Annotated in this window: 19 protein-coding genes; 7 read left to right on the top strand and 12 right to left on the bottom strand. The window is 66.8% G+C overall.

The genetic code is table 11. From position 1 onward, the window contains the following. Positions 1-224: 224 nt before the first annotated feature. The 5 genes from EDC22_RS03800 (at position 225) to EDC22_RS03780 (ending at position 5,613) form a co-directional block, all read left to right on the top strand. Positions 225-1,487 (top strand): sarcosine oxidase subunit beta family protein, encoded by a 1,263-nt coding sequence (locus EDC22_RS03800; protein WP_132805592.1) that lies wholly within the window; start codon positions 225-227, stop codon positions 1,485-1,487. A gap of 9 nt (positions 1,488-1,496) precedes the next feature. Continuing rightward, a complete protein-coding gene (locus tag EDC22_RS03795) occupies positions 1,497-1,769 on the top strand; it encodes a sarcosine oxidase subunit delta (protein ID WP_132805280.1) in 273 nt (90 codons plus the stop codon). Further along, positions 1,766-4,747 (top strand): sarcosine oxidase subunit alpha family protein, encoded by a 2,982-nt coding sequence (locus EDC22_RS03790; protein WP_132805279.1) that lies wholly within the window; start codon positions 1,766-1,768, stop codon positions 4,745-4,747. The genes EDC22_RS03795 and EDC22_RS03790 overlap by 4 nt, the downstream gene beginning before the upstream one ends. Further along, a complete protein-coding gene (locus EDC22_RS03785; RefSeq protein WP_165926779.1) occupies positions 4,740-5,327 on the top strand; it encodes a sarcosine oxidase subunit gamma in 588 nt (195 codons plus the stop codon). Before EDC22_RS03790 ends, EDC22_RS03785 begins: the two co-directional genes overlap by 8 nt. Before the next feature lie 73 nt (positions 5,328-5,400). After that, the gene (locus EDC22_RS03780) at positions 5,401-5,613 is read left to right on the top strand and encodes a magnesium transporter (protein WP_132805277.1); all 213 of its coding nucleotides are present in this window, start codon (positions 5,401-5,403) and stop codon (positions 5,611-5,613) included. 26 nt (positions 5,614-5,639) lie between these two features. Here the strand turns inward: EDC22_RS03780 and rfbG are convergent, their stop codons facing one another. The 9 genes from rfbG to EDC22_RS03735 all read right to left on the bottom strand — a co-directional run bounded on the left by rfbG (position 5,640) and on the right by EDC22_RS03735 (position 14,183). Next, positions 5,640-6,704 (bottom strand): CDP-glucose 4,6-dehydratase, encoded by a 1,065-nt coding sequence (gene rfbG / locus EDC22_RS03775; RefSeq protein ID WP_132805276.1) that lies wholly within the window; start codon positions 6,702-6,704, stop codon positions 5,640-5,642. Positions 6,705-6,981: 277 nt separating this feature from the next. Then, on the bottom strand, positions 6,982-7,797 hold the full coding sequence (locus tag EDC22_RS03770; RefSeq protein WP_132805275.1) for a shikimate dehydrogenase family protein: 816 nt from the start codon (positions 7,795-7,797) through the stop codon (positions 6,982-6,984). Further along, complete coding sequence (locus EDC22_RS03765) at positions 7,794-9,317, bottom strand: tripartite tricarboxylate transporter permease (RefSeq protein WP_245499619.1); 1,524 nt, start codon at positions 9,315-9,317, stop codon at positions 7,794-7,796. The genes EDC22_RS03770 and EDC22_RS03765 overlap by 4 nt, the downstream gene beginning before the upstream one ends. A gap of 12 nt (positions 9,318-9,329) precedes the next feature. Next, the gene (locus tag EDC22_RS17885) at positions 9,330-9,800 is read right to left on the bottom strand and encodes a tripartite tricarboxylate transporter TctB family protein (protein WP_165926778.1); all 471 of its coding nucleotides are present in this window, start codon (positions 9,798-9,800) and stop codon (positions 9,330-9,332) included. A 133-nt stretch (positions 9,801-9,933) separates the two neighbouring features. After that, positions 9,934-10,701, bottom strand: a complete 768-nt coding sequence (locus tag EDC22_RS03755) for a tripartite tricarboxylate transporter substrate-binding protein (protein ID WP_165926777.1) — start codon at positions 10,699-10,701, stop codon at positions 9,934-9,936. A gap of 329 nt (positions 10,702-11,030) precedes the next feature. Then, on the bottom strand, positions 11,031-12,107 hold the full coding sequence (locus EDC22_RS03750; protein ID WP_132805272.1) for a LacI family DNA-binding transcriptional regulator: 1,077 nt from the start codon (positions 12,105-12,107) through the stop codon (positions 11,031-11,033). 80 nt (positions 12,108-12,187) lie between these two features. Next, on the bottom strand, positions 12,188-13,036 hold the full coding sequence (locus EDC22_RS03745; protein ID WP_132805271.1) for a fumarylacetoacetate hydrolase family protein: 849 nt from the start codon (positions 13,034-13,036) through the stop codon (positions 12,188-12,190). Then, positions 13,033-13,722 (bottom strand): DUF4286 family protein, encoded by a 690-nt coding sequence (locus EDC22_RS03740; RefSeq protein ID WP_132805270.1) that lies wholly within the window; start codon positions 13,720-13,722, stop codon positions 13,033-13,035. The genes EDC22_RS03745 and EDC22_RS03740 overlap by 4 nt, the downstream gene beginning before the upstream one ends. Next, positions 13,722-14,183, bottom strand: coding sequence for a MaoC family dehydratase (locus tag EDC22_RS03735; protein ID WP_132805269.1), 462 nt, complete (start codon positions 14,181-14,183; stop codon positions 13,722-13,724). The genes EDC22_RS03740 and EDC22_RS03735 overlap by 1 nt, the downstream gene beginning before the upstream one ends. A 128-nt stretch (positions 14,184-14,311) precedes the next feature. Here EDC22_RS03735 and EDC22_RS03730 point away from each other — a divergent pair, with 128 nt between their 5' ends. Then, positions 14,312-15,868, top strand: coding sequence for an acyl CoA:acetate/3-ketoacid CoA transferase (locus tag EDC22_RS03730; RefSeq protein ID WP_132805268.1), 1,557 nt, complete (start codon positions 14,312-14,314; stop codon positions 15,866-15,868). Between the two features lie 59 nt (positions 15,869-15,927). On the opposite strand, the gene EDC22_RS03725 is transcribed toward EDC22_RS03730, so the two are convergent. From EDC22_RS03725 to EDC22_RS03715, 3 genes are all read right to left on the bottom strand, one after another. Continuing rightward, entirely contained in the window at positions 15,928-16,872 is a 945-nt protein-coding gene (locus EDC22_RS03725; protein ID WP_132805267.1) for a zinc metalloprotease HtpX, read from the bottom strand. Beyond that, on the bottom strand, positions 16,869-17,300 hold the full coding sequence (locus tag EDC22_RS03720; RefSeq protein WP_132805590.1) for a phosphate-starvation-inducible PsiE family protein: 432 nt from the start codon (positions 17,298-17,300) through the stop codon (positions 16,869-16,871). The genes EDC22_RS03725 and EDC22_RS03720 overlap by 4 nt, the downstream gene beginning before the upstream one ends. Positions 17,301-17,476: 176 nt before the next feature. Next, positions 17,477-17,968 carry an Hsp20/alpha crystallin family protein gene (locus EDC22_RS03715; protein WP_132805266.1) on the bottom strand — a complete coding sequence of 164 codons (492 nt, stop codon included), beginning with the start codon at positions 17,966-17,968 and terminating at the stop codon, positions 17,477-17,479. Positions 17,969-18,652: 684 nt separating this feature from the next. Here EDC22_RS03715 and EDC22_RS03710 point away from each other — a divergent pair. Further along, the gene (locus EDC22_RS03710) at positions 18,653-19,081 is read left to right on the top strand and encodes a MarR family winged helix-turn-helix transcriptional regulator (RefSeq protein ID WP_132805265.1); all 429 of its coding nucleotides are present in this window, start codon (positions 18,653-18,655) and stop codon (positions 19,079-19,081) included. The last annotated feature ends 42 nt before the right edge of the window (positions 19,082-19,123 follow it).

Genomic DNA, 19,123 nt, shown 5'->3' with positions numbered 1-19,123 from the left:
TCCCGAATGCGAATATGCGCGGAGGCTCGTTCGCCACGATGACCGACGCCCGTGTTCCCGACGTCTCATTCGGATAGTTCGTCCCGCAGCGGCGATCAAGCGGATCGACGTCGCGCCGGCAGTTGCTGCCTGTCGGAAATCCGCAGGACAGTCCGCTGCCGGTCTGCCAGACTTTGCCGCAGTCTCAACGCACACCGCGCTTGGCGCGCAGCATCGGGGCGACATTGGCCGAGTATTCCCTCTTCTCGCTGGTGCGCAATGCCTTCACCGGCAACCGCGCCTGGAGGCCGGCATGGCGCGCCGCCGAGCCGAAGCCGTCCTATGATGTCATCATCGTTGGCGGCGGAGGTCACGGCCTCGCCACCGCCTACTATCTGGCCAAGGAGCACGGCATCCGCGATGTCGCCGTGCTCGAGAAGGGCTGGATCGGTGGGGGCAATGTCGGCCGCAACACGACGATCGTTCGCTCGAACTACCTTCTGCCGGCGAACTCCCGCTTCTACGAATGGTCGCTCAAGCTCTGGGAAGGCCTGTCGGCCGAGCTCAACTACAATGTCATGTTCTCGCAGCGCGGTGTCCTCAACCTCGCCCATTCGCCCGCGCAGCTCGACGCCTACGCCCGGCGCGGCAATGCGATGCGCCTTGAGGGGATCGATTGTGAACTGCTCGACAGGAACGATGTGGCGGCCTTCGTGCCCGGTCTCGACGTGTCACCCGATGCGCGCTTTCCGGTGCTCGGCGGGCTGTTGCAACGGCGCGGCGGCACGGCGCGTCACGACGCGGTCGCCTGGGGCTTCGCGCGCGCAGCCGACCGACGGGGTGTCGACATCGTCGAGAACTGCGAGGTCACGGGCTTCCTGCGCGATTCCGGCGGCCGGATCGTCGGCGTCGAGACGACCCGCGGCACAGTTCGTGCGGCCAAGGTCGGCATCGCTGTCGCAGGTTCGACCAGCGAGGTTATCCGCCGTGCCGGAATCGACCGGCTGCCGATCGAAAGCCACGTGCTGCAGGCCTTCGTTTCCGAACCGCTGAAGCCGATACTCGATACCGTCGTGACCTTCGGCGCTGGCCATCTCTACGTTTCCCAGTCCGACAAGGGCGGGCTCGTATTCGGCGGCGACATTGACGGCTATAACTCGTGGGCCCAGCGCGGCAACCTGCCGGTGGTCGAGGATGTCGCCAGTCTGTTGCTGACCATGTTTCCCTCGTACGGCCGCCTGCGGCTGCTGAGAAGCTGGGGAGGCATCATGGACATGTCCATGGACGGCAGTCCGATCATTACCAAGGGCCCGCTGCCCGGTCTCTATCTCAATGCCGGCTGGTGCTACGGCGGCTTCAAGGCGACGCCCGGCTCCGGCTGGTGCTTCGCCTGGACGATCGCAAAGGACGAGCCGCACCCGCTCAACGCAGCCTTCACACTCGACCGGTTCCACGCGGGTGCAGTCATCGACGAGCGCGGTGCCGGTCCCGTGCCCTGGCATCACTGAGAGCCTCCCATGCGCATCGTCTGTCCCGTCTGCGGAGAACGTAGCGTCGCGGAGTTCGCCTATGGCGGCGACGCAACGGTGGTGCGCCCGGCGCTCGACGCTCCCGTCGAGGCCTGGACCAGCGCCGTATACGACCGTGCCAATCCGCGTGGCGCGCACTCGGAGTTCTGGCAGCATGTCCTTGGCTGTCGATCGTGGCTGAAGGTCGAACGCGATACCGCGACCCACAGGATCGGTCCGGTCGCGCTCGTCGGCCGGTTCGCTGGCAGGGAGCCAGCATGAGCGGTTACCGTCTCGCAACCGGCGGCACCGCCATCGACCGCAATCGTCCGATCCGCTTCAGCTTTGACGGCCGGGCGCTGCGCGGCTTTGCGGGCGATACGCTCGCATCGGCGCTTCTCGCTTCAGGGATCCGCATCGTCGCCCGCAGCTTCAAGTACCACCGTCCGCGCGGCATCGTCACGGCCGGCGCCGAGGAACCCAATGCACTGGTGACCATTGGCACCGGCGCTCGGGCGGACCCGAACGTGCGGGCAACCGTTGCCGAACTGCATGACGGCCTCGTCGCCACCAGTCAGAACCGCTGGCCCAGCCTCGACTTCGATCTGATGGCGGTGAATGGCCTCATAGCGCCGCTGATCGGAGCCGGATTCTACTACAAGACCTTCATGGGGCCGACCCGCGGCGCTTGGCACGTCTACGAGCGCTTCATCCGCCGTGCCGCCGGCATGGGCCGGGCGAGCGGGCTTGCCGATCCCGATCGCTACGAGCGCGCCAACCTGTTCTGCGACGTGCTGGTGGTCGGTGGAGGGGCGGCAGGCCTCGCTGCCGCGCTCGCTGCCGCGCGCACCGGCGCGCGCGTCGTCCTTGCCGACGAGGGCGCCGAACCCGGCGGCTGGCTGTTGGCCGAGACGACGCCGGTCAACGGCAATGCACCGGCCGACTGGGCTCGGGCGACGGTTCGAGCGCTTTCGGCGTTCCCGAATGTCCGGGTCATGCCGCGGACGACGGTCTGGGGCTATTACGACCACAACCAGCTCGCGGCCCTGGAACGGGTGACGGATCACCTCGCCGAGAAGCCCGCGCATCTGCCCCGCCACCGTCATTGGTCCATCCACGCCACGGAGGTCGTGCTTGCGACCGGCGCCATCGAGCAGCCCGTGCTCGTCGATGGCAACGACCTTCCGGGTGTCATGCTCGCCGGCGCCGTGGCGCGCTATGCCCTGGCTTACGGCGTCGCCGCCGGCCGTCACGTCGTGTTCTTCGGCGGACATGACGGTGTCTGGCAGACGGCGCTGGCTGCCGCCGCATCGGGCGTCAACGTCGCGGCGATCGTCGATCCCCGGCCCGAACCGCCCTCAGCCCTCGCCGATGCCTGCCGCGACACCGGAATCGCCGTTCGGCCGGGCGCGTCCGTGGTGCGCGTGCATGGTGGCAAGTCCGTGCGGTCGGTTGATGTTGCGGGCGCGGACGGTCGTGTCGAACGCATCGAGGCGGATGTCTGTGCCACGTCATCGGGCTGGATGCCCGCCGTGCATCTGGCGAGTCAGGCGGGCTCCCGCCCGGTCTACGACGCGGGTAGGGGCATCTTCCTGCCCGGCACGCCGCGCGAACGCTGGCGGGCCGCAGGGGCCTGTGCGGGGGATTTCGGTATTGCGGCCGCGCTTCAAGGTGGCGATGCCGCCGGCCGCGCAGCAGCCGTCGCGGCCGGCTTCGCCGCGTCGCGGACAGAAGCACCTCGGGCCGCGACGCAGGCGGAGCCTTCGCCCCCCCTGCGGCTCATTTCGACACCGAGCCCGCGCGGCGAGAAGGCGAAGATCTTCGTCGACCAGCAGCACGACGTCACCGTTGCGGACGTCGTGCTCGCCCATCGTGAGGGCTTCCGCTCGGTCGAGCACCTGAAGCGCTATACCACGCTCGGCATGGCGATCGACCAGGGCAAGACCTCCAACGTCGCCGGGCTGTCGCTGATGGCCGAACTCCGCGGCCAGACCGTCGCCGAGGTGGGAACGACCACCTTCCGCGCCCCCTATGCGCCGGTGACGCTCGGCGCCATCGCCGGTGCCGAGACCGGTCGCCACGTCCGACCCGTCCGTCATACGCCGATGCACGCCTGGCATCTGGCGAACGGAGCGGAGATGATGCCGGCCGGGGCGTGGTTGCGCCCCCGGGTCTACTACCGGGCGGGCGAGAATCTGCGCGACGCCTACATTCGCGAGGCACGCACCGTGCGCGAGCGCGTCGGCATCTGCGATGTCTCCACGCTCGGCAAGATCGACGTCCAGGGTCCGGATGCCGCCGAATTCCTGGATCGGGTCTACACCAATCTGTTCTCGACGCTTCCCGTCGGCAAGGCTCGTTACGGGCTGATGCTGCGCGACGATGGCATCCTGTTCGACGACGGCACGAGCTGGCGGCTCTCTGAAACGCATTTCCTGATGACGACGACCACAGCCAATGCGGCTGCGGTGCTGCAGCGGCTCGAGTTCCTGCTGGCAACGGATTGGCTGGAGCTGCGCGTCGCCGTATCGTCGGTCACCGATGCCTGGGCCGGAATCGCTGTCGCCGGCCCGCAGTCCCGCGCCACCCTGGCGAAGCTGTCCGACGGTTTTGACGTCTCCGACGAGGGCCTGCCGCATCTCGGCGTGCGGACCGGCACCGTCGCCGGAGTTCCGGCGATCGTCGCCCGTCTGTCCTTCTCCGGCGAGCGCGCCTACGAGGTTTACGTTCCCTGGCGCTTCGGCACCTCTGTCTGGGAGGCCCTGATCGGGGCAGGTCAGGAATTCGGGATCGCCCCCTACGGGCTCGAGGCACTCGGCACGCTGCGCATCGAGAAGGGCCATGTCGCCGGGGCCGAACTGGACGGGCGCACGACGGCGGCCGACCTCGGCCTGGCCGGACTGCTGTCGAGGAAGAAGCCGTTCATCGGCAGCGCGATGGCCGGCCGGCCGGCCCTCGTCGACCCGAACCGCCTCAGGCTGGTCGGGCTCGTCTCGCGCGACGGCAGACCCATCCGTATCGGGGCGCACATCGTGAGAAGTGCCGATCCCCGGCGCCCGGGGCCCAGCATCGGTCATGTCACCTCGACGACCTACAGCCCCGCGCTCGGCCGCAACATCGCGCTGGCACTCGTCGAGAACGGGCCCGCCCTGCATGGCCAGACCGCATATGCGGCCGATCCCGTGCGCGGCACGCACGGCACCGTCGAGATCCGCGACCCGCACTTCTATGACCCGGACGGGAGCCGGATGCATGGCTGAGGAATGGTTTCCCCTTGCGGCACTGATGCGGCCCGGCCGGGACTCGCCCGCCGCCGGCGCGATTGGGGTGACGCTGAGCGAACGGCGTCCCGGCGCCATCGTGGAGATCGCTACCTGGCATCGGTCGATTCCGACGCTCGCGGCGGCAGCCGGACTGGCGGAGCTGCCGCCGTCAGGGCGGTTGGCGGCTGCGCCGGGGCGGCTGTTCGGGTCGCTCGCGCCTGGCCGCTGGCTCGCCATCGCGCAGGACAACGGACTGGCGGAGCGGCTCCGGACGGCAATCCCGGCCGACGAAGGCGCGGTGACCGACATCACGCATGCCCGGGTCGGCCTTCGCCTGGCAGGACCATCTGCCGAACCACTCCTCCAGAAGGGGCTGTCCTTCGACATCGCCCCATCGGCCTTCGTGCCGATGTCGGTCGCCCAGAGTGGCATCCACCACATGGGCGTCACGGTGCTCCGACTCGATCCGTCGACGTTCGACGTCTACGTGGCGTCGAGCTTCGCCGGTTCGCTGTGGGACTGGGTCAGCGAGGCGGCCATCGAATTCGGATGGCGCATCGGCCCTCCGCAGGGCTGATGGCCGGACGCGGTCCTCATCGCGCCGTGTACGGGGCGCCCCGAATGGCGCGACGTGTCGGAGGGCCTCCAGATTGCCGTTCCTGCTGTCGCGGCCGAAGCTCGATCCGGCCGCAGCGAGCGCGCCGCTGATCGCCTCGATCGCAGATGGCACCGGCGTGCTGATCCACTTCACCATCGCCGCCACCTTCCTGGCGCTGGCGCCAGCGGCGTCGGAACCTGTTCGAGGCGGGTGTGTCAGGCACGTTCCCGGGACAGACCTGTCCCGGAGGACTGTCCGCAGGTGAGGGCGGCAATCGCCGGTATGCCCGCGTCAGCGGCCCGACTGGTAGGCGGCGAGCTGCGCAAGGGTGGCCTCGCGCATGTCCTTGCCCTGCATCCACGACCGGTACCAGTCGGCGACCGCGTTGACGCAGGCGCGGCCCGGCAGCCGGTCGCGCCAGTCGAGCAGACGGCGTGCCGTGTCGGACGCGAGCGTCAGGTGTCTGGCCTCGACAGATCCCTCGACAGGCTCGTGGCGCCAGCCGCCCGCCACGCCGAGGGCGGCCTGCAACGCGTCGGCGAATTCGGCCACAGTCACCGGTTCAGACGGCTCGGGCCCGAAATTGAGCGTCTGCGGCACGCCTTCGCGGTTGGCGAGTGCCTCGGCATAGATGAAATAGCCGGCCACGCAATCGAGCACATGCTGCCAGGGACGCACCGCCTCCGGATGCCGCAGCACCAGCGTCTCGCCTGTGAGCGCCGCCCTGACCAGGTCGGGCACGATGCGGTTCTCGGAGAAATCGCCGCCGCCGACGACATTTCCGGCACGGCCAGTCGCCAGCGGGATGTCGAGCGCATCGAAATAGCTGGTCGCGAAGGCCGCGGTCACCAGTTCGACCGCCGCCTTCGAAGCGGAGTAGGGGTCCTTGCCGCCGAGCGCATCGGTTTCAGCGAACGGAAGACCGCGCTCCGCATTGGCGTAGACCTTGTCGGAGGTGACGACCAGCACGGCCTCGAGGCCCGTCTGCCGGCGCAATGCGTCGAGCAGATGGGTCGTTCCCATCACGTTGGTGGCGATCGTCTCGACCGGCTCGCGGATGCTGCGGCGCACAAGGGCTTGCGCCGCCAGATGCAGTACGATCTGCGGCCGCGCCGCGCGCACCGCCGCCTCCACGCCATGACGGTCGCGCATGTCGACGATCAGCGAGCGGAGACCGCCTTCCACGCGGGCAAGCGTGTACAGGCTTGGGTCGGAGTCCGGCTCGAGGGCGAGGCCGGTCACCTCGGCCCCGAGCTGCTCCAGCCACAGCGCCGCCCAGCTGCCCTTGAAGCCGGTATGGCCGGTCAACAGCACACGCCGATCCCGCCAGAAATCTGGGTTCGGAAGCCGAGGCATGGTCTGGCTTGGGTCTCCGGATGTCATTGCCGGCCGCCGCGCCAACGACGTGGCGGCTTGCGACCTCGCTTCCTCAGGCAGTGCGAGCGATCGCGCCCGCAACCACCTCACGTTCGCGCCCGGATCGGGCCTCGCCTCCCGAGCCTCTGCCGGCCGCGCCGGATATAAGAAGGCGCCGGATGCCGAGTCAAGCAAGCGCGAGCGTCAGGCTGCGCCATGTCCGGCACGTCCATCCGTCGATCGGTTACGGCCACAACGCAAGCTGATCCGAACGGGATCACCCTCGGCAGGCGACGTCGTCGGCCGCATCCGGCAGCAGATGGGTGATCAGCGCCGGCAATTGGCCTGCAATCATCTCGGGACCGGTCTGAATGGGGTGGCCGCGCTGGCGGGCCGCTGCGAGCCAGTCGGTGACCGCCGGGGTTGGCACGATGTCGGCAACGAGGCAGGAGGGCGGCAGAGCGTCGAGCGGAATGGGGTAGGCCGGGTCTCCGTTCATGCCGACCGGGGTCGCATTGACGACGAGCGCCGGGGCGAAATCCTTGTCGGCCGCCCCCGCGACGACGGCCTCGGGACGGGCCGCATGCAGCCGTGCGAGGAGTTGCGACCGGCGGTCGGCATCAATGTCGTCGACGACGAGCCGCGCGACACCTGCATCGAGAAGCGCCAGCGCGATCGCGGAGCCTGCGCCTCCCGCGCCGATCAGCCGAACCGCCCGGCCCGTCGGATCGAAGCCGTTGTTGCGGAGGGCTGTCACCATCCCGAGCCCATCGGTCATCCCCCCATGCAGATGGCCGTCGGCCATACGCCGGATCACATTGGCCGCACCGACGATGCGCACCGCATCGGTCAGGCTGTCCAGCTCCGCAACGACCGCCTGCTTGTGGGGATAGGTGACGACCGCACCCAGACAATTCTGCCAGCCGCGCAGCGCGGTGAGCGTCGTCGCCAGCGATGCCGGCGCGACGTCGATGGCGATCATGACCGCATCGACGTTCCGTTGCTGCGCCCAGGCGTTGAAGGCGGCGGGGGTGCGCACCTGGTGTACGGGATGGCCGAGCATCGCCACGAACGCGGTCGTCCCCGAGATCACGACCGTTGATCCTGCTGCGTGAAGCGGCCCCTGAGAAGGCGGCCGGCCGCGCGCCGAACCGGCGGAATCTGGGCAAGGACCATGACCATCACCAGCGTGAACAGAACCGCCGAGATCGGGCGCGTGAAGAAGTTCGAGTAATCGCCGTTGGCAAGCGTGAAGGCGCGCCGCAGGTTGTGGTCGAGGATAGGCCCGAGCACGATCCCGAGAACCAGGGGCGCCATCGGGTAGTTGAACATGCGCAGGACAAAGCCGGCGATCCCGAAGAAGACCACGACCCCGATGTCGAAGAACCGCGACTGGATGGCGAAGGGCCCGACGAGGCAGAGCACGGCGATGACCGGCATCAGCCAGGTATCACGCACCTTCAGAACGAGGATCATGACCCGGGTCAGGCCGAGGCCGAGGATCAGCACGCCGGCCGTCGCCACGATCAGCATCGCGACGATGTCGTAGACCAGCTGCGGATTGGTCGTCATCAGCAGCGGACCGGGCTGGGCGCCATGGATGATCAACGCCGCCATCAGCACCGCCGCCACGCCCGAACCGGGAATGCCGAGAGTCAGGACCGGAATGAGCGCGCCCGGAACTGCGGCATTGTTACCGGTCTCGGCCGCCGTCAACCCCTCGACGGATCCCTTGCCGAACTGTTCCGGCGTCTTGCTGGTCCGCTTCGCCAGGGCATAGGAGGTCCAGGCGCCGACGTCCTCTCCGACGCCCGGCAACAGGCCGGTGATGGTTCCGAGAATGCCGGAACGCACGATGATCCACCGCATCCGTATGATCTCGGTCAGACGCGGCAGCACCCGATCGGAGGCATCCGAGATCGATGCATTGGCACGGCGACGCATGACGTAAAGCACCTCGGCGAATCCGAAGACACCGACCATCGCCGGCAGCAGGGCGATCCCGCCCGTCATTTCCGGCTGACCGAAGGTGAAGCGCGCATAGCCATAGGACGGGTCCTGGCCGATCATCGCGACCAGCAGCCCCAGCACGCCTGCGATCCAGCCCTTGATCGGATCATTGCCCGACAGGCCGCCCGAAAGCATGACTCCGGCCAAGGCGAGCCAGAAGAACTCATAGGCTCCGAAGGAGAGCGCAAACTCGCCGAGAGGCGGCGTTATCGCAGCCAGCAGGACGATGCCGAGCAACGTGCCCAGTGCAGAGCCGACCGTCGCCATGCCCATCGCCTCGCCCGCACGTCCGGCGCGGGCGAGGGGAAAGCCGTCGAGGGCGGTCGCCGCCGACGAGGGTGTGCCGGGGATGTTCAGGAGTATGGCGCTGCGGCTGCCGCCGTAGATCGCCAGGACATAGGTGCAGACCAATACGAGGATTGCATCGCTGGAGTCCATGTGCAGGGTCAGCGTTGTCAGGAGCGCCAGCCCCATCGTCGCGGTCAGGCCCGGCAGCGCACCGATGATGAGACCACCGAAGCAGGCGGCAGCAGCCAATGACAGCGATTGCAGATCGAGCAGCTTGGCGAACGCCGCGGTGAGGTGTGGCAGGAAGTCCAGCACGGCTCCCGTCCTCTATGGCAGACGGATGTAGAAGAGGTCCTCGAAGACGAAGCGCACCGCCAGCGCCGTGCAGAGGCCCAGCAGCAAGGCGCCTGCGATCAGTCGCCCCTTCTGTGGCGCGGTTGCGGCCGCTGACCAGTTGAACGTGACGACGAACAGGGCGATGAAGCCGATCGTCCAGGGCACGAAGGGCTGCCGGAGCATCAGGGCCGCGGCATAGACGACCATCAGTGCCAGTGCCAGCAGCGGACCACGTGCAGACAGCTGGTTCGGGTCTTCCACCGCCTCTTCCGGCGAGAGGACCGTATGGCCTCTCGCAGCACGCAGGGTCAGGACGGCACCCAGGACGATGAGCGCACCGCCAAGGAGCGTGGGCACCAGCCCGGGTCCGGTCAAGGCGGTTGCGCCGAGGTGGTGAGGGATCGGCATCCGCGTCGAATGAACGACGATGATGGCTCCGAAGGCGATCCAGAACAGGCCCATCAGCAGATCGCCGCGGATCGAGGTCTTTTCGCGAATGGGACGTCTCTCGTTGCGGGTGAAGCTGCGTCGGACCGGTCGGGCCCGACGTGTTGCGGCTGCGTTCGTTCGCGGCGCCGGGAAATACCGCGAGGAGCTAGGGGCGCGGAATGCCGACCGTGTCCGGCGAGACCGCAGCGGCACCGGAATCGAACATCCGCCATGCCGTCTCCGCGACGGCGGCACGCCCCAGCGCCATTGCCTCCTCTCCCCAGATCGGGCTGAAGATCGAGCCGTTTTTCGCCGCATAGGCCTTCAGCGCGGCGGAGTTGGCGATCTCATTCTCCCAGATCTCGCCGAGCCGGTCCACGACCGCCTGCGGCACATCGCTCGGCAGGAATACGCCGACGAGGATCGTGACACCCGGCGCTTTGAATTCAGGATAGAAGTCGGTGACGGCAGGGATCGTCTCGGCACCCTCGATCGTCAATGGCGAATCCCCGAGCACGGCCAGAGGACGGACCCGACCGCCGGCGATCATCGCAGCCTGTCCCGGGCCGGACTGAGTCGTCGCCATCACCTCGCCCGAGACGACGGCAACCATCGTCGGAGCATCGCCGTCATAAGCCACGGCGCGGAAATCGCCGCCGACATGGGCCTGAAACGCCTGCATCGCAGAATAGGCCGTCGAAGGAATACCGGACGTCCCGACGGTCAGTTCGCCGGGCTTCTCGTTCATGAAGGCGGCCACGTCCTGGGGTGACCTGAATGGCGTGTCGAGATTCACCGACAGCACCGGTGCGTTGCGAACGATGAGGAACAGGTGCCAATCGTCCAGCTTCGTGTCGAGCAGGCCCTGGACCTGGTAGGTGCCAAGATCCTGAACGCCCCCCGAAGCCCAGGTATAGCCGTCATGGGGGGGCATTGATGACCGCATTGGTGCCGACGGTGCCCCGGGCACCGGTCTGGTTGACCACGGACACCGGAACCCCCAGGGCGTCCGAAACCTCTCCGGCAAGGATCCTCATGACGGAGTCAGTCGCACCACCGGCGGCCCAGGGAACAACGATCTGGATCGGCTTCGATGGCCATGCCTCCTCTGCTGTAACCGCTTGGCTGCCAAAGCCGATTGTGACGGCGCAAAGCGAGACCGCTCTGATGAAAGATCCTATCCGCACCACGGTATTTTCCTCCCGTTGCCTGAAGCATGGCAATATGTAAACGCTTACATACTGCCGTGCGCAGGCGTGCAAGTCAAGTCAGCGCACCCGTTCTGGCGGCGGATGACAGGGGCTGTTCGGACGGTGCTGGCCCCGACGAGGCGCGCACGACGATCTCGCTCGGGATGCGGCGGCTGACCACTCCGGGGACGCCTTCCACCATGTCAACGATGGTGTTGGCGGCAACCCGGCCGACCTCGTCGGAAGCGACCCGCACGGTCGTGATCGGAACCGGCAGCTCGGACATCGGTTCAATGTCGTCATATCCGACGATGGACATCTCGTCGGGAATCCGGATGCCGAGCGCGGTGGCCTCGAGCACCGCGCCAATGGCAAGCAGCGAGTTGCCGCAGATCACAGCCGTGGGACGCAACGGAGAGTCGAGGATCTGCCGGAACAGACGCCGGCCCTCGCCGATGCTCCACTCTCCCTCCCGCATGGCCGATGGCGGGATGGCGATGCCATAGCGCGCGAGAGCTTCCTGAACGCCGTCGCGGCGTGCGGCGGCCCGGTCGTTGTTGCGCGTGGTCTGAGCAATCATCCCGAATCGACGGTGGCCGAGCGACACGAGGTAATCGGCCATCTCGGCCATTGCGGCCCGGTTGTCGGGACCGACGCACGGCACCTCGCTGCCCTCGTGATAGACGAAGGAATTGACATAGGGAATTTCCAGCTTGCTCAGGAAATCCTCGTAATCGTGGGAACGGGTGCTGCCGACAAGGATCAGCCCATCGACGCCGCGCTCGGCCAGCTTGCGTACGAGCCGGTATTCGAGATCGGCGTCATACCGGGAGCGTGCGAGCAGCAGAAGGAAATTGCGCTCGGCCAAGGCATCCTGCATGGCGTCGATCGCGCGGGCAAAGTCGCCGAGCGCGAGAGCGGGGAAGATTGCACCGATCGCCCCGGTTCGCTGCGAGGACAAGGCGCGTGCCGCCGCATTCGGCACCCAGCCGAGTTGGTCGATGACCATTGTCACGCGTCTGCGCAGATCGTCGGAAACGCTTTCCGGGCGGTTGATGACGCGCGAGACTGTCGCCGTGGAAACACCGGCGATCGCGGCGACCTCTCTCAGTCCGACGCGGCTCCTTTCGCGCTTCGCCCGCTCCTTCATCGACCCACCTCCGGCTGACGGCACCGGCCAAGTCGACGCCGCCATGCGCCACGATGTCAACCGGACAGGACGATCCGAGCTCAGCCGTGATAGGCGACGACCGACTGCCGCTGCTCGCCGAGACCGTCGATGCCGAGCCGCATCTCGTCGCCCGGACGCAGGAACCGGTTCGGCTTCATGCCCAGGCCAACGCCCGGTGGGGTACCTGTGGTGATGATGTCGCCTGCCTCGAGCCTCACGAAATGGCTGAGATAGGAGACGATTTCGGTGACCGGGAAGATCATGCGCGCGGTGTGCCCCGTCTGCATCCGCTCGCCGTTGAGGTCGAGCCACAGGTGCTTGTCCTGCGGATCGCCGAATTCGTCCGGCGTCACCAGCCACGGCCCGATCGGGCCAAAGGTTGGGCAACACTTGCCCTTCGTCCACAGTCCTTCGCGCTTAAGCTGGAAATCGCGCTCGGAAATGTCGTTGCAGATGAAGTAGCCGGCGATGACCGCGGCAGCCTCGGTACGGTCGATCCGGTAGCAGCTCCTGCCGATCAGCAAGGCCAGTTCGACCTCCCAGTCTGTCTCGCGCGATCCAGGGGGCAGGACGACCGTGTCGTTCGGACCGACGATGCAGCTGCGGGCCTTATTGAACAGGATTGGCTCCTTCGGGATCGGCGCACCGGTTTCCTCGGCATGATCGGTGTAGTTAAGGCCGATCGCCCAGAATGTCCTGACGTCGCCGACACAGGGGCCGAGCCGTGGGGCGCCCGCAACTGCCGGCAGACTCGCAGACCCGATGCCCCTAAGGGTATCGAGAAGGCCGGCCTCAAAGGCCGCGCCAGTGATGTCCGCGACGTGACCGCTCAGGTCACGCAGCGTCCCGTCGGTGTCGATGATCCCGGGTCTTTCGGCGCCCGGCTGTCCGTATCTGACCAGCTTCATGTCGTCTCCTCCGGTCCGTCCACGCCCGGGCGGGTCATCACGAAATCGAGCTGATACAGCCCACGCGCCGTCGCAACCGCACCGCACGCGCGGTGGAACGCAGCGTCCGAGGCGTGCGCAAGGACGGCCGCCATCAGCAGCTCGGGCGACACCCCCTCGACAAGCAATACGGCCCGCGCGGTACCGTCCGGACCCGCCCGCATGGCGGATTCGGCCGTTGCGACCGACGGCCTTGAATGGCGTGCGAGCAGATGCACACCGGTCACATCCGGCGATGAAGCCAGCGCCTCCATCAGGACCGGCAATGCATCGGGCTCACCATCGCTGCGGATCGTCGCCACGAAGCCGCCGATGCCGGCACCCCGACTGGACACCACACGGCAGGGGATGCGGATGGTGTCGGTGAAGTGCGGGACAACGAGGCGTGTCCGGTCGGACGGGTTGTTGAGCCGTTCCAGATAGGCGGGCGAGTCGAACACGTCCGGATGGGTGACCTCATAGAAGTTGAAGTAGGCCGGCGTCGCCTCGACGGCACGATACCGCCGCGCCCGCTGGAAGCCTGGCACGGCCAGTCGCTCGGGGATGTGCTCGCCGACATGCCAGCGGAGAAAATCGGCGTCGAAGCCCGGTTCGATACCGTTCCAGATCGCCAGCAGGCCGGACCCGAGCAGCGGCACGCCGGGCATCATGCCTCCTTGAGCTTGCGTGCCCATCGCATGATGTGCACGCCGACAGCCAGCAGTTCGCCCTTCTGGTTGACTGCCTCCATCTTCGCGAAGCTCTTGCCGGCTTCGTGATCGACTTCCGTGATCTCGTAGCTCACGGTGACGGTGTCGCCGAAGAAGGTCGGGCGCAGGAACCGGATCCTGTCGTATCCGGCCGAAACCGGAAAATCGATCAGGTCGGGCTTGTGGATGATGTGCTGGATGCTGATCGTCGAGACAGTAGACATGTAACCGACGATCAGCGCTCCATGGGCGATCCGGCGGCCGAGGTTGGACCGCTCCTGCATGTACTGCTCATTGATATGCGTGTCGCTGAAGTCGCCGGTGAGACCGGCAAAAAGCGTTACGTCAACCTCACCGACTGTCTTTGCGAACCTGAAAACCTCACCGACCTTAACGAAATCCAAACCAGATCTGCTCACGGCGCCTACCTCCGGTTTTGCGCGCTCGGACCCGGGTCTTGCGCCTCGGAGCGCGTGCTGCTACCAGTCCTGTAAACGGTTACAATCGAGATTGTCGGCCGTCAACCTTGCAGGAATGGGGAGCCGAGGTGGAGATCCTGACTGTTGAAGATGCCGCGAACCTCGTCGAGGACGGCATGTCGCTGATCGCAAGCGGATCTGGCGGAGGGCACTGCGTTCCCGAAGCGCTGCTGGCCGCGTTGGGGAAACGCTTCGCGGAAACCGGCAGGCCCGCAGGGCTGACCTTCTCGCATGTCGTGGGGATCGGTGACCGGCGGACACGCGGCGCCGCACACCTAGCCAGGCCCGGGATGGTGCGGCGGCTCATCACCAGCGCGCTGGTCGACTCGCCGGCCTTCATCCCGATGGCACTGAACGACGAGATCGAGGCCTACACGCTCCCGCAGGGCGTGCTGTCGCAGCTGATGCGCGAGATGGCAGCCGGACGGCCGGGTCTGATCACCCGGACCGGTCTGCATACGTTTGTCGATCCGCGGCAGCGCGGCGGCCTTCAGGGTGGCAGGATGACGGAACCCCGCGTCGAACTGATAGAACTCGACGGCCAGGAATGGCTGCGGTTCCTGCCCTTCAGGATCGACATTGCCTTCCTGCGCGGCACGACGGCCGACGAGGACGGAAATATCACGATGGAGCACGAGGCGATCCCCGGCGAGATGCTGTCGACGGCGCAGGCAGTCCGTCGGATGGGCGGCAAGGTCGTCGTCCAGGTGAAGCGCCTCGCCAAGTCGGGCACGCTGCGCTACCGGGAGGTCAGGATTCCGGGCATCCTCGTCGATCACGTCGTCATCGTGCCCGACCAGAGCCAGACCTACGCCACATTCTACGACGCCAGCTATTCGGGAGAATTGCGCGTGCCGCTGGGAGCCATTCCACCGTTGCCCTTCGGTCCGCGCAAGATCATCGCTCGTCGTGCGGCAATGGAGCTGCGTCCCGGGGTGATATGCAACATCGGCGCCGGGATCTCGACCGGCATATCGTCGGTCGCAGCCGAGGAGCGGATCCTCGACAGGATCATCCTGACCAATGAGCAGGGTTTCATCGGCGGTGCACCGCTGACCGGGCCGGATTCGGGTGCCGCGCAGAACTGGTCGGCAATGGTCGATCAACCCTATCAGTTCGACTTCTACGATGGCGGAGGTATCGATCGGGCCTTCCTGTCCTTCGTGGAGGTCAACGCCTCGGGGGATGTCAACATCAGCCGGTTCAATGGCACCATCGTCGGCATTGGCGGCTTCGTGAACATCTCGCAGAATGCGCGCGAGACGGTCTTCAGCGGAACCTTCACGGCGGGAGGCCTCGACATCGCCTGCGAGGACGGGCGGCTGCGCATCGTCCAGGAAGGTCGGCACCGCAAGTTCCGCAATCGAATCGAGCAGATTTCCTACAGCGGAGCCTTCGCCGCCGCCGAGGGCAGGGGGGCGCTGTTCGTCACCGAGCGGGCCGTGTTCCGGTTGCAGGATGGCAAGCTGGTGCTGGTCGAGATCGCGCCAGGCATCGACCTCGGACGCGACATTCTCGCTCACATGGATTTCAGGCCCGAGATTCCACAGCCGCTGCGCCTGATGGATGCCCGCCTGTTCCGTCCCGAACCGATGGGCCTTGCCGCTGATCCAGCCTTTGTCTGAGCGGCAGCTGGTTGCCGCCGCCTGATCGCCGAAAGGCACGCTACTGCGCCCCTGCCGCCCTACCAGTAGACCCCGAAGCGCCGGAATCTTGGCGGCAAGGTCGTTGGCGGCAGCATTCCGACCGGGTGTCGGGCAATCGCGGGAACGAGGGAAGGGCGGTTCAGGGTCAGTTCCCTGAGACGGCGGATCCGGCTCTCGGTCGGGGGGTGCGTCCTTAGCAACGAGGGGTCCGGAATGCGGCGGCCCGGCAGAAGGATCTCCTCCCAGAAGCGGCCAACCTTGCGTTCGAGCTTGCTGAGTGCCCGGATCAAGCCCTCCGGGTCGCCGGTCAGTTCGGCCGCCACGCGGTCGGCGTCATATTCGCGCGTGCGCGACAGACCGAGCTGCACCAGCGCCATGAGGGTCGGCGCGAAGATCAGCAGAATCACGACATGCCACGGGACATGGACCATGCCTGCGAGAACGAGGGGCAGGTTCATGATGAGCAGCAGCTGCCCGATCCAGCTCGCCAGCGACACGAGCCGCGTCATCACGTCGGCCAGACCCATGATCCAGAGATCATGATTGGCGATGTGGCCAACCTCATGGGCCAGTACTCCGGCGAGCTCGCGGCCATCGAGCAGGTCGAGCAAGCCGTCCGTGATGCAGATGGCACTGTCTTCCGGGTTACCTGTGGCAAAGGCATTCGGGAGCCGGCTCGGTACACGATAGAGCGCCGGCACGCGCGGCAGACCGGCGCGACGGGCGAGTTCGGCGACGGCCGCGACAAGACCGTAACCGTCGCGTCCGGTGAGACGTTGTGCTTGGTAAGCGGAGAGCAGCAGCCGGCCCGGCAATGCCGGCGTCAGCAGGAGACCGGCGACCATTCCGAGCGCCATGATGAGGCCGATCTCGGGTCCGACGATCGCCGTCACCGAAATCCAGGCGATCGCCGCCATCGCCCCGAGCAGCAGCACCGATTGCGCCAGATTGAGCAAGCGATGGCGGGTTGAGACTGATGTCATGACATCCGGCGTTCCGGCCGCTCGCGCCGATCCTGATCGCGCACAAGCCAATGGACGATGCCAAGCGCCAACGCCGCACCGGCCAGTGCCGCGACCTTTGCGGGCTCCGCCTCGCCCAGATCGAGGATGATGAACTTGCGCGCAATCGCCAGCAGCGCGATCAGCACGATCGTGCGCACCTGCAGGATGCCGAAGCTTCGCTCGGTGGCCACCAGCAGCGATCGCTTGAACTCAAGCGCGATCACCACGGTGAAGATCATGCCGAAGACCACCTGGAAGGTCGAGTAATCAAGTCGGTCGAAGGCGCCAAGCACGAGCCGGGTCACCACCTCGCGCAGCAGCGCCCAGAGCGAGGCGACGACGATTACCGCGATGATGAGGCTCAGCGCGAAGACGACGATCTGCTCGAACTTCTCGTAGAGCGTCATCGCCGACCATTGTTCACGGGTCAGGCCATGTCTCGTCATGAGTCCATCCCGCTTCCAAACGAATCGTCCCCGGAGACGCTCAGTCTCCGGGGCTCGATGTCGATTGGCAACGGAAACTGGGCCGGCGCTCCGGTGGCCGCCCGGACGGCCGGGTTGGGCGCCGGCGGCAGGCGGTCTCAGCCGCCCTTGACCTCGATCCGCTTGACCTTCGCCTTCGCTTCTGGGGTCTGCGGCAACCGGATCGTCAGCACCCCGTTCCTGAAGGTGGCCTCGGCTTTCGCGCCATCGACGCCCGGCGGCAGCGGGATCGTCCGATAGATCGCACCATAGCTGCGCTCGGAGAGATAGTAGCCCTTCTTCTCCTCCTGGCGTTCGATGCGTTTCTCGCCCTTCACGGTCAGCATGTCATCGTTGACCGTCACCTCGATGTCCTTTATCTCCATGCCGGGCAGCTCGATCGAAACCTCGATCGCATTGTCGGTCTCGACCATGTCCGACTTGGCCTCGCCGCTGCCCCAAGGCCAGTCGAGATGGCCGACGCGGTTCCAGAACCGCTCGAAGACGTTGTTCATCTCGCGCTGCAGCGTCGCGATCGGATTGTCGGAGTCCCGTTCGGTGGCCGGCGCGCTGTCCCTGCGCGCCCAGGGAATGAGGTCCTTGATCTGCATGGTGTCGTCTCCTTCGCCTGTCAGTCGCCCCTGACCGCCAGCCCTTCGTCCGCGCCTCGCGACGACGGGAAAGGGTCACGGCAAGGACACCGTTACGCATCTCGACGTCGATCCCGTCAGGTTCGACGTCTCTGGCAAGCCTGAAGGTGCGCCCGGGATCGCCCTCGCCAGGCTCGGCATCAGAAGGGTCGAGCCGTCGGGCCGCATCCGCTGCCCCCTGCCGCCGATCCTCGGCAAGCGGCTGTCGCACGTGACCTCGATGTCGTCCGGGCGGACGCCGGGCAGTGCCGCAGCGACAGCGAAGGCTTCCGGGCCCTGCCGGATATCGCCGGCCGCAAGGGCTGCGCACGCGAGGGCTGGCCCACCGTGGCGGTCGGCTGCCCGCATGGCCGCGTGCATCGGCAGGGGCGCGTCGCCGCCGTGCGGACAGGTCGGACCGAGCATTGCCATCCTCCGTGGGCTCGAGCCTGCCGCGTCGCGGACGGGGCCCCGACGCATCACAGGCCTCTTCCCGGACGCCGACAGGTTGCCGATTGGAAAATGCTATGCATCCATAATATATGTAGCCATAATGGCATTCAAGGGGCCGGCAGGCCGCCCTCGGTAGGCCGGGATGATGCCCGGCCACGCGGTGCGGCACCGAGCGGTTCCGCGCGGGAATGTCTGGGAGGCAGGAAGACAGGGATGATCAGATCCGACCATGCGCTGATTGGAACGACGATCCATCGCGTCGCCCAGCTGATCCAGCGGCGAATAGATGACGAGATCCGCGATACCGGTCTGACGCGTGTGACCTGGATCGCCGCCGCACATGTCGATGACGCGCCGGGACTGACGATCAGCGAACTCGCGCGGCGGCTCAAAGTCGGCAACGCCAGCGCCGGTCAGCTGGTCGACCGGATGGTGAGGGACGGCTGGGTCGAACGCTCCACGGCCCCCGGCAACCGGCGGGCACAGATCGTCACGCCCACGGACAAGGCGCGGTCAGCCTTGCAGGAACTCGATGGGCGGCAGAGGGCACTGGAGGAACTCATCCTTCAGGATCTGTCGAGTCAGGAGCGGCAGGTCCTGCTGATGCTTCTGGAACGGATCCGCGTCCGACTGTCCGGCTGACGGTTCGGCGGGCCGGGACAGTCGCCGACTCTCCGGATCGCC

Origin of the sequence: Tepidamorphus gemmatus, assembly GCF_004346195.1 — a bacterium.
Lineage (GTDB): Bacteria > Pseudomonadota > Alphaproteobacteria > Rhizobiales > Tepidamorphaceae > Tepidamorphus > Tepidamorphus gemmatus.
This window is presented reverse-complemented; position numbering and strand designations above follow the sequence as displayed.

Excerpts from the sequence above, each read along its gene's own strand:
- EDC22_RS03785 (WP_165926779.1), top strand. The coding sequence starts at position 4,740 with ATGGCTGAGGAATGGTTTCCCCTTGCGGCACTGATGCGGCCCGGCCGG.
- EDC22_RS03710 (WP_132805265.1), top strand. The coding sequence starts at position 18,653 with ATGATCAGATCCGACCATGCGCTGATTGGAACGACGATCCATCGCGTC.
- EDC22_RS03790 (WP_132805279.1), top strand. The coding sequence starts at position 1,766 with ATGAGCGGTTACCGTCTCGCAACCGGCGGCACCGCCATCGACCGCAAT.
- EDC22_RS03725 (WP_132805267.1), bottom strand. The coding sequence starts at position 16,872 with ATGACATCAGTCTCAACCCGCCATCGCTTGCTCAATCTGGCGCAATCG.
- EDC22_RS03740 (WP_132805270.1), bottom strand. The coding sequence starts at position 13,722 with ATGCCCGGCGTGCCGCTGCTCGGGTCCGGCCTGCTGGCGATCTGGAAC.
- EDC22_RS17885 (WP_165926778.1), bottom strand. The coding sequence starts at position 9,800 with ATGGGCCTGTTCTGGATCGCCTTCGGAGCCATCATCGTCGTTCATTCG.
- EDC22_RS03745 (WP_132805271.1), bottom strand. The coding sequence starts at position 13,036 with ATGAAGCTGGTCAGATACGGACAGCCGGGCGCCGAAAGACCCGGGATC.
- EDC22_RS03755 (WP_165926777.1), bottom strand. The coding sequence starts at position 10,701 with ATGCCCCCCCATGACGGCTATACCTGGGCTTCGGGGGGCGTTCAGGAT.
- EDC22_RS03795 (WP_132805280.1), top strand. The coding sequence starts at position 1,497 with ATGCGCATCGTCTGTCCCGTCTGCGGAGAACGTAGCGTCGCGGAGTTC.
- EDC22_RS03750 (WP_132805272.1), bottom strand. The coding sequence starts at position 12,107 with ATGAAGGAGCGGGCGAAGCGCGAAAGGAGCCGCGTCGGACTGAGAGAG.
- EDC22_RS03720 (WP_132805590.1), bottom strand. The coding sequence starts at position 17,300 with ATGACGCTCTACGAGAAGTTCGAGCAGATCGTCGTCTTCGCGCTGAGC.
- rfbG (WP_132805276.1), bottom strand. The coding sequence starts at position 6,704 with ATGCCTCGGCTTCCGAACCCAGATTTCTGGCGGGATCGGCGTGTGCTG.
- EDC22_RS03715 (WP_132805266.1), bottom strand. The coding sequence starts at position 17,968 with ATGCAGATCAAGGACCTCATTCCCTGGGCGCGCAGGGACAGCGCGCCG.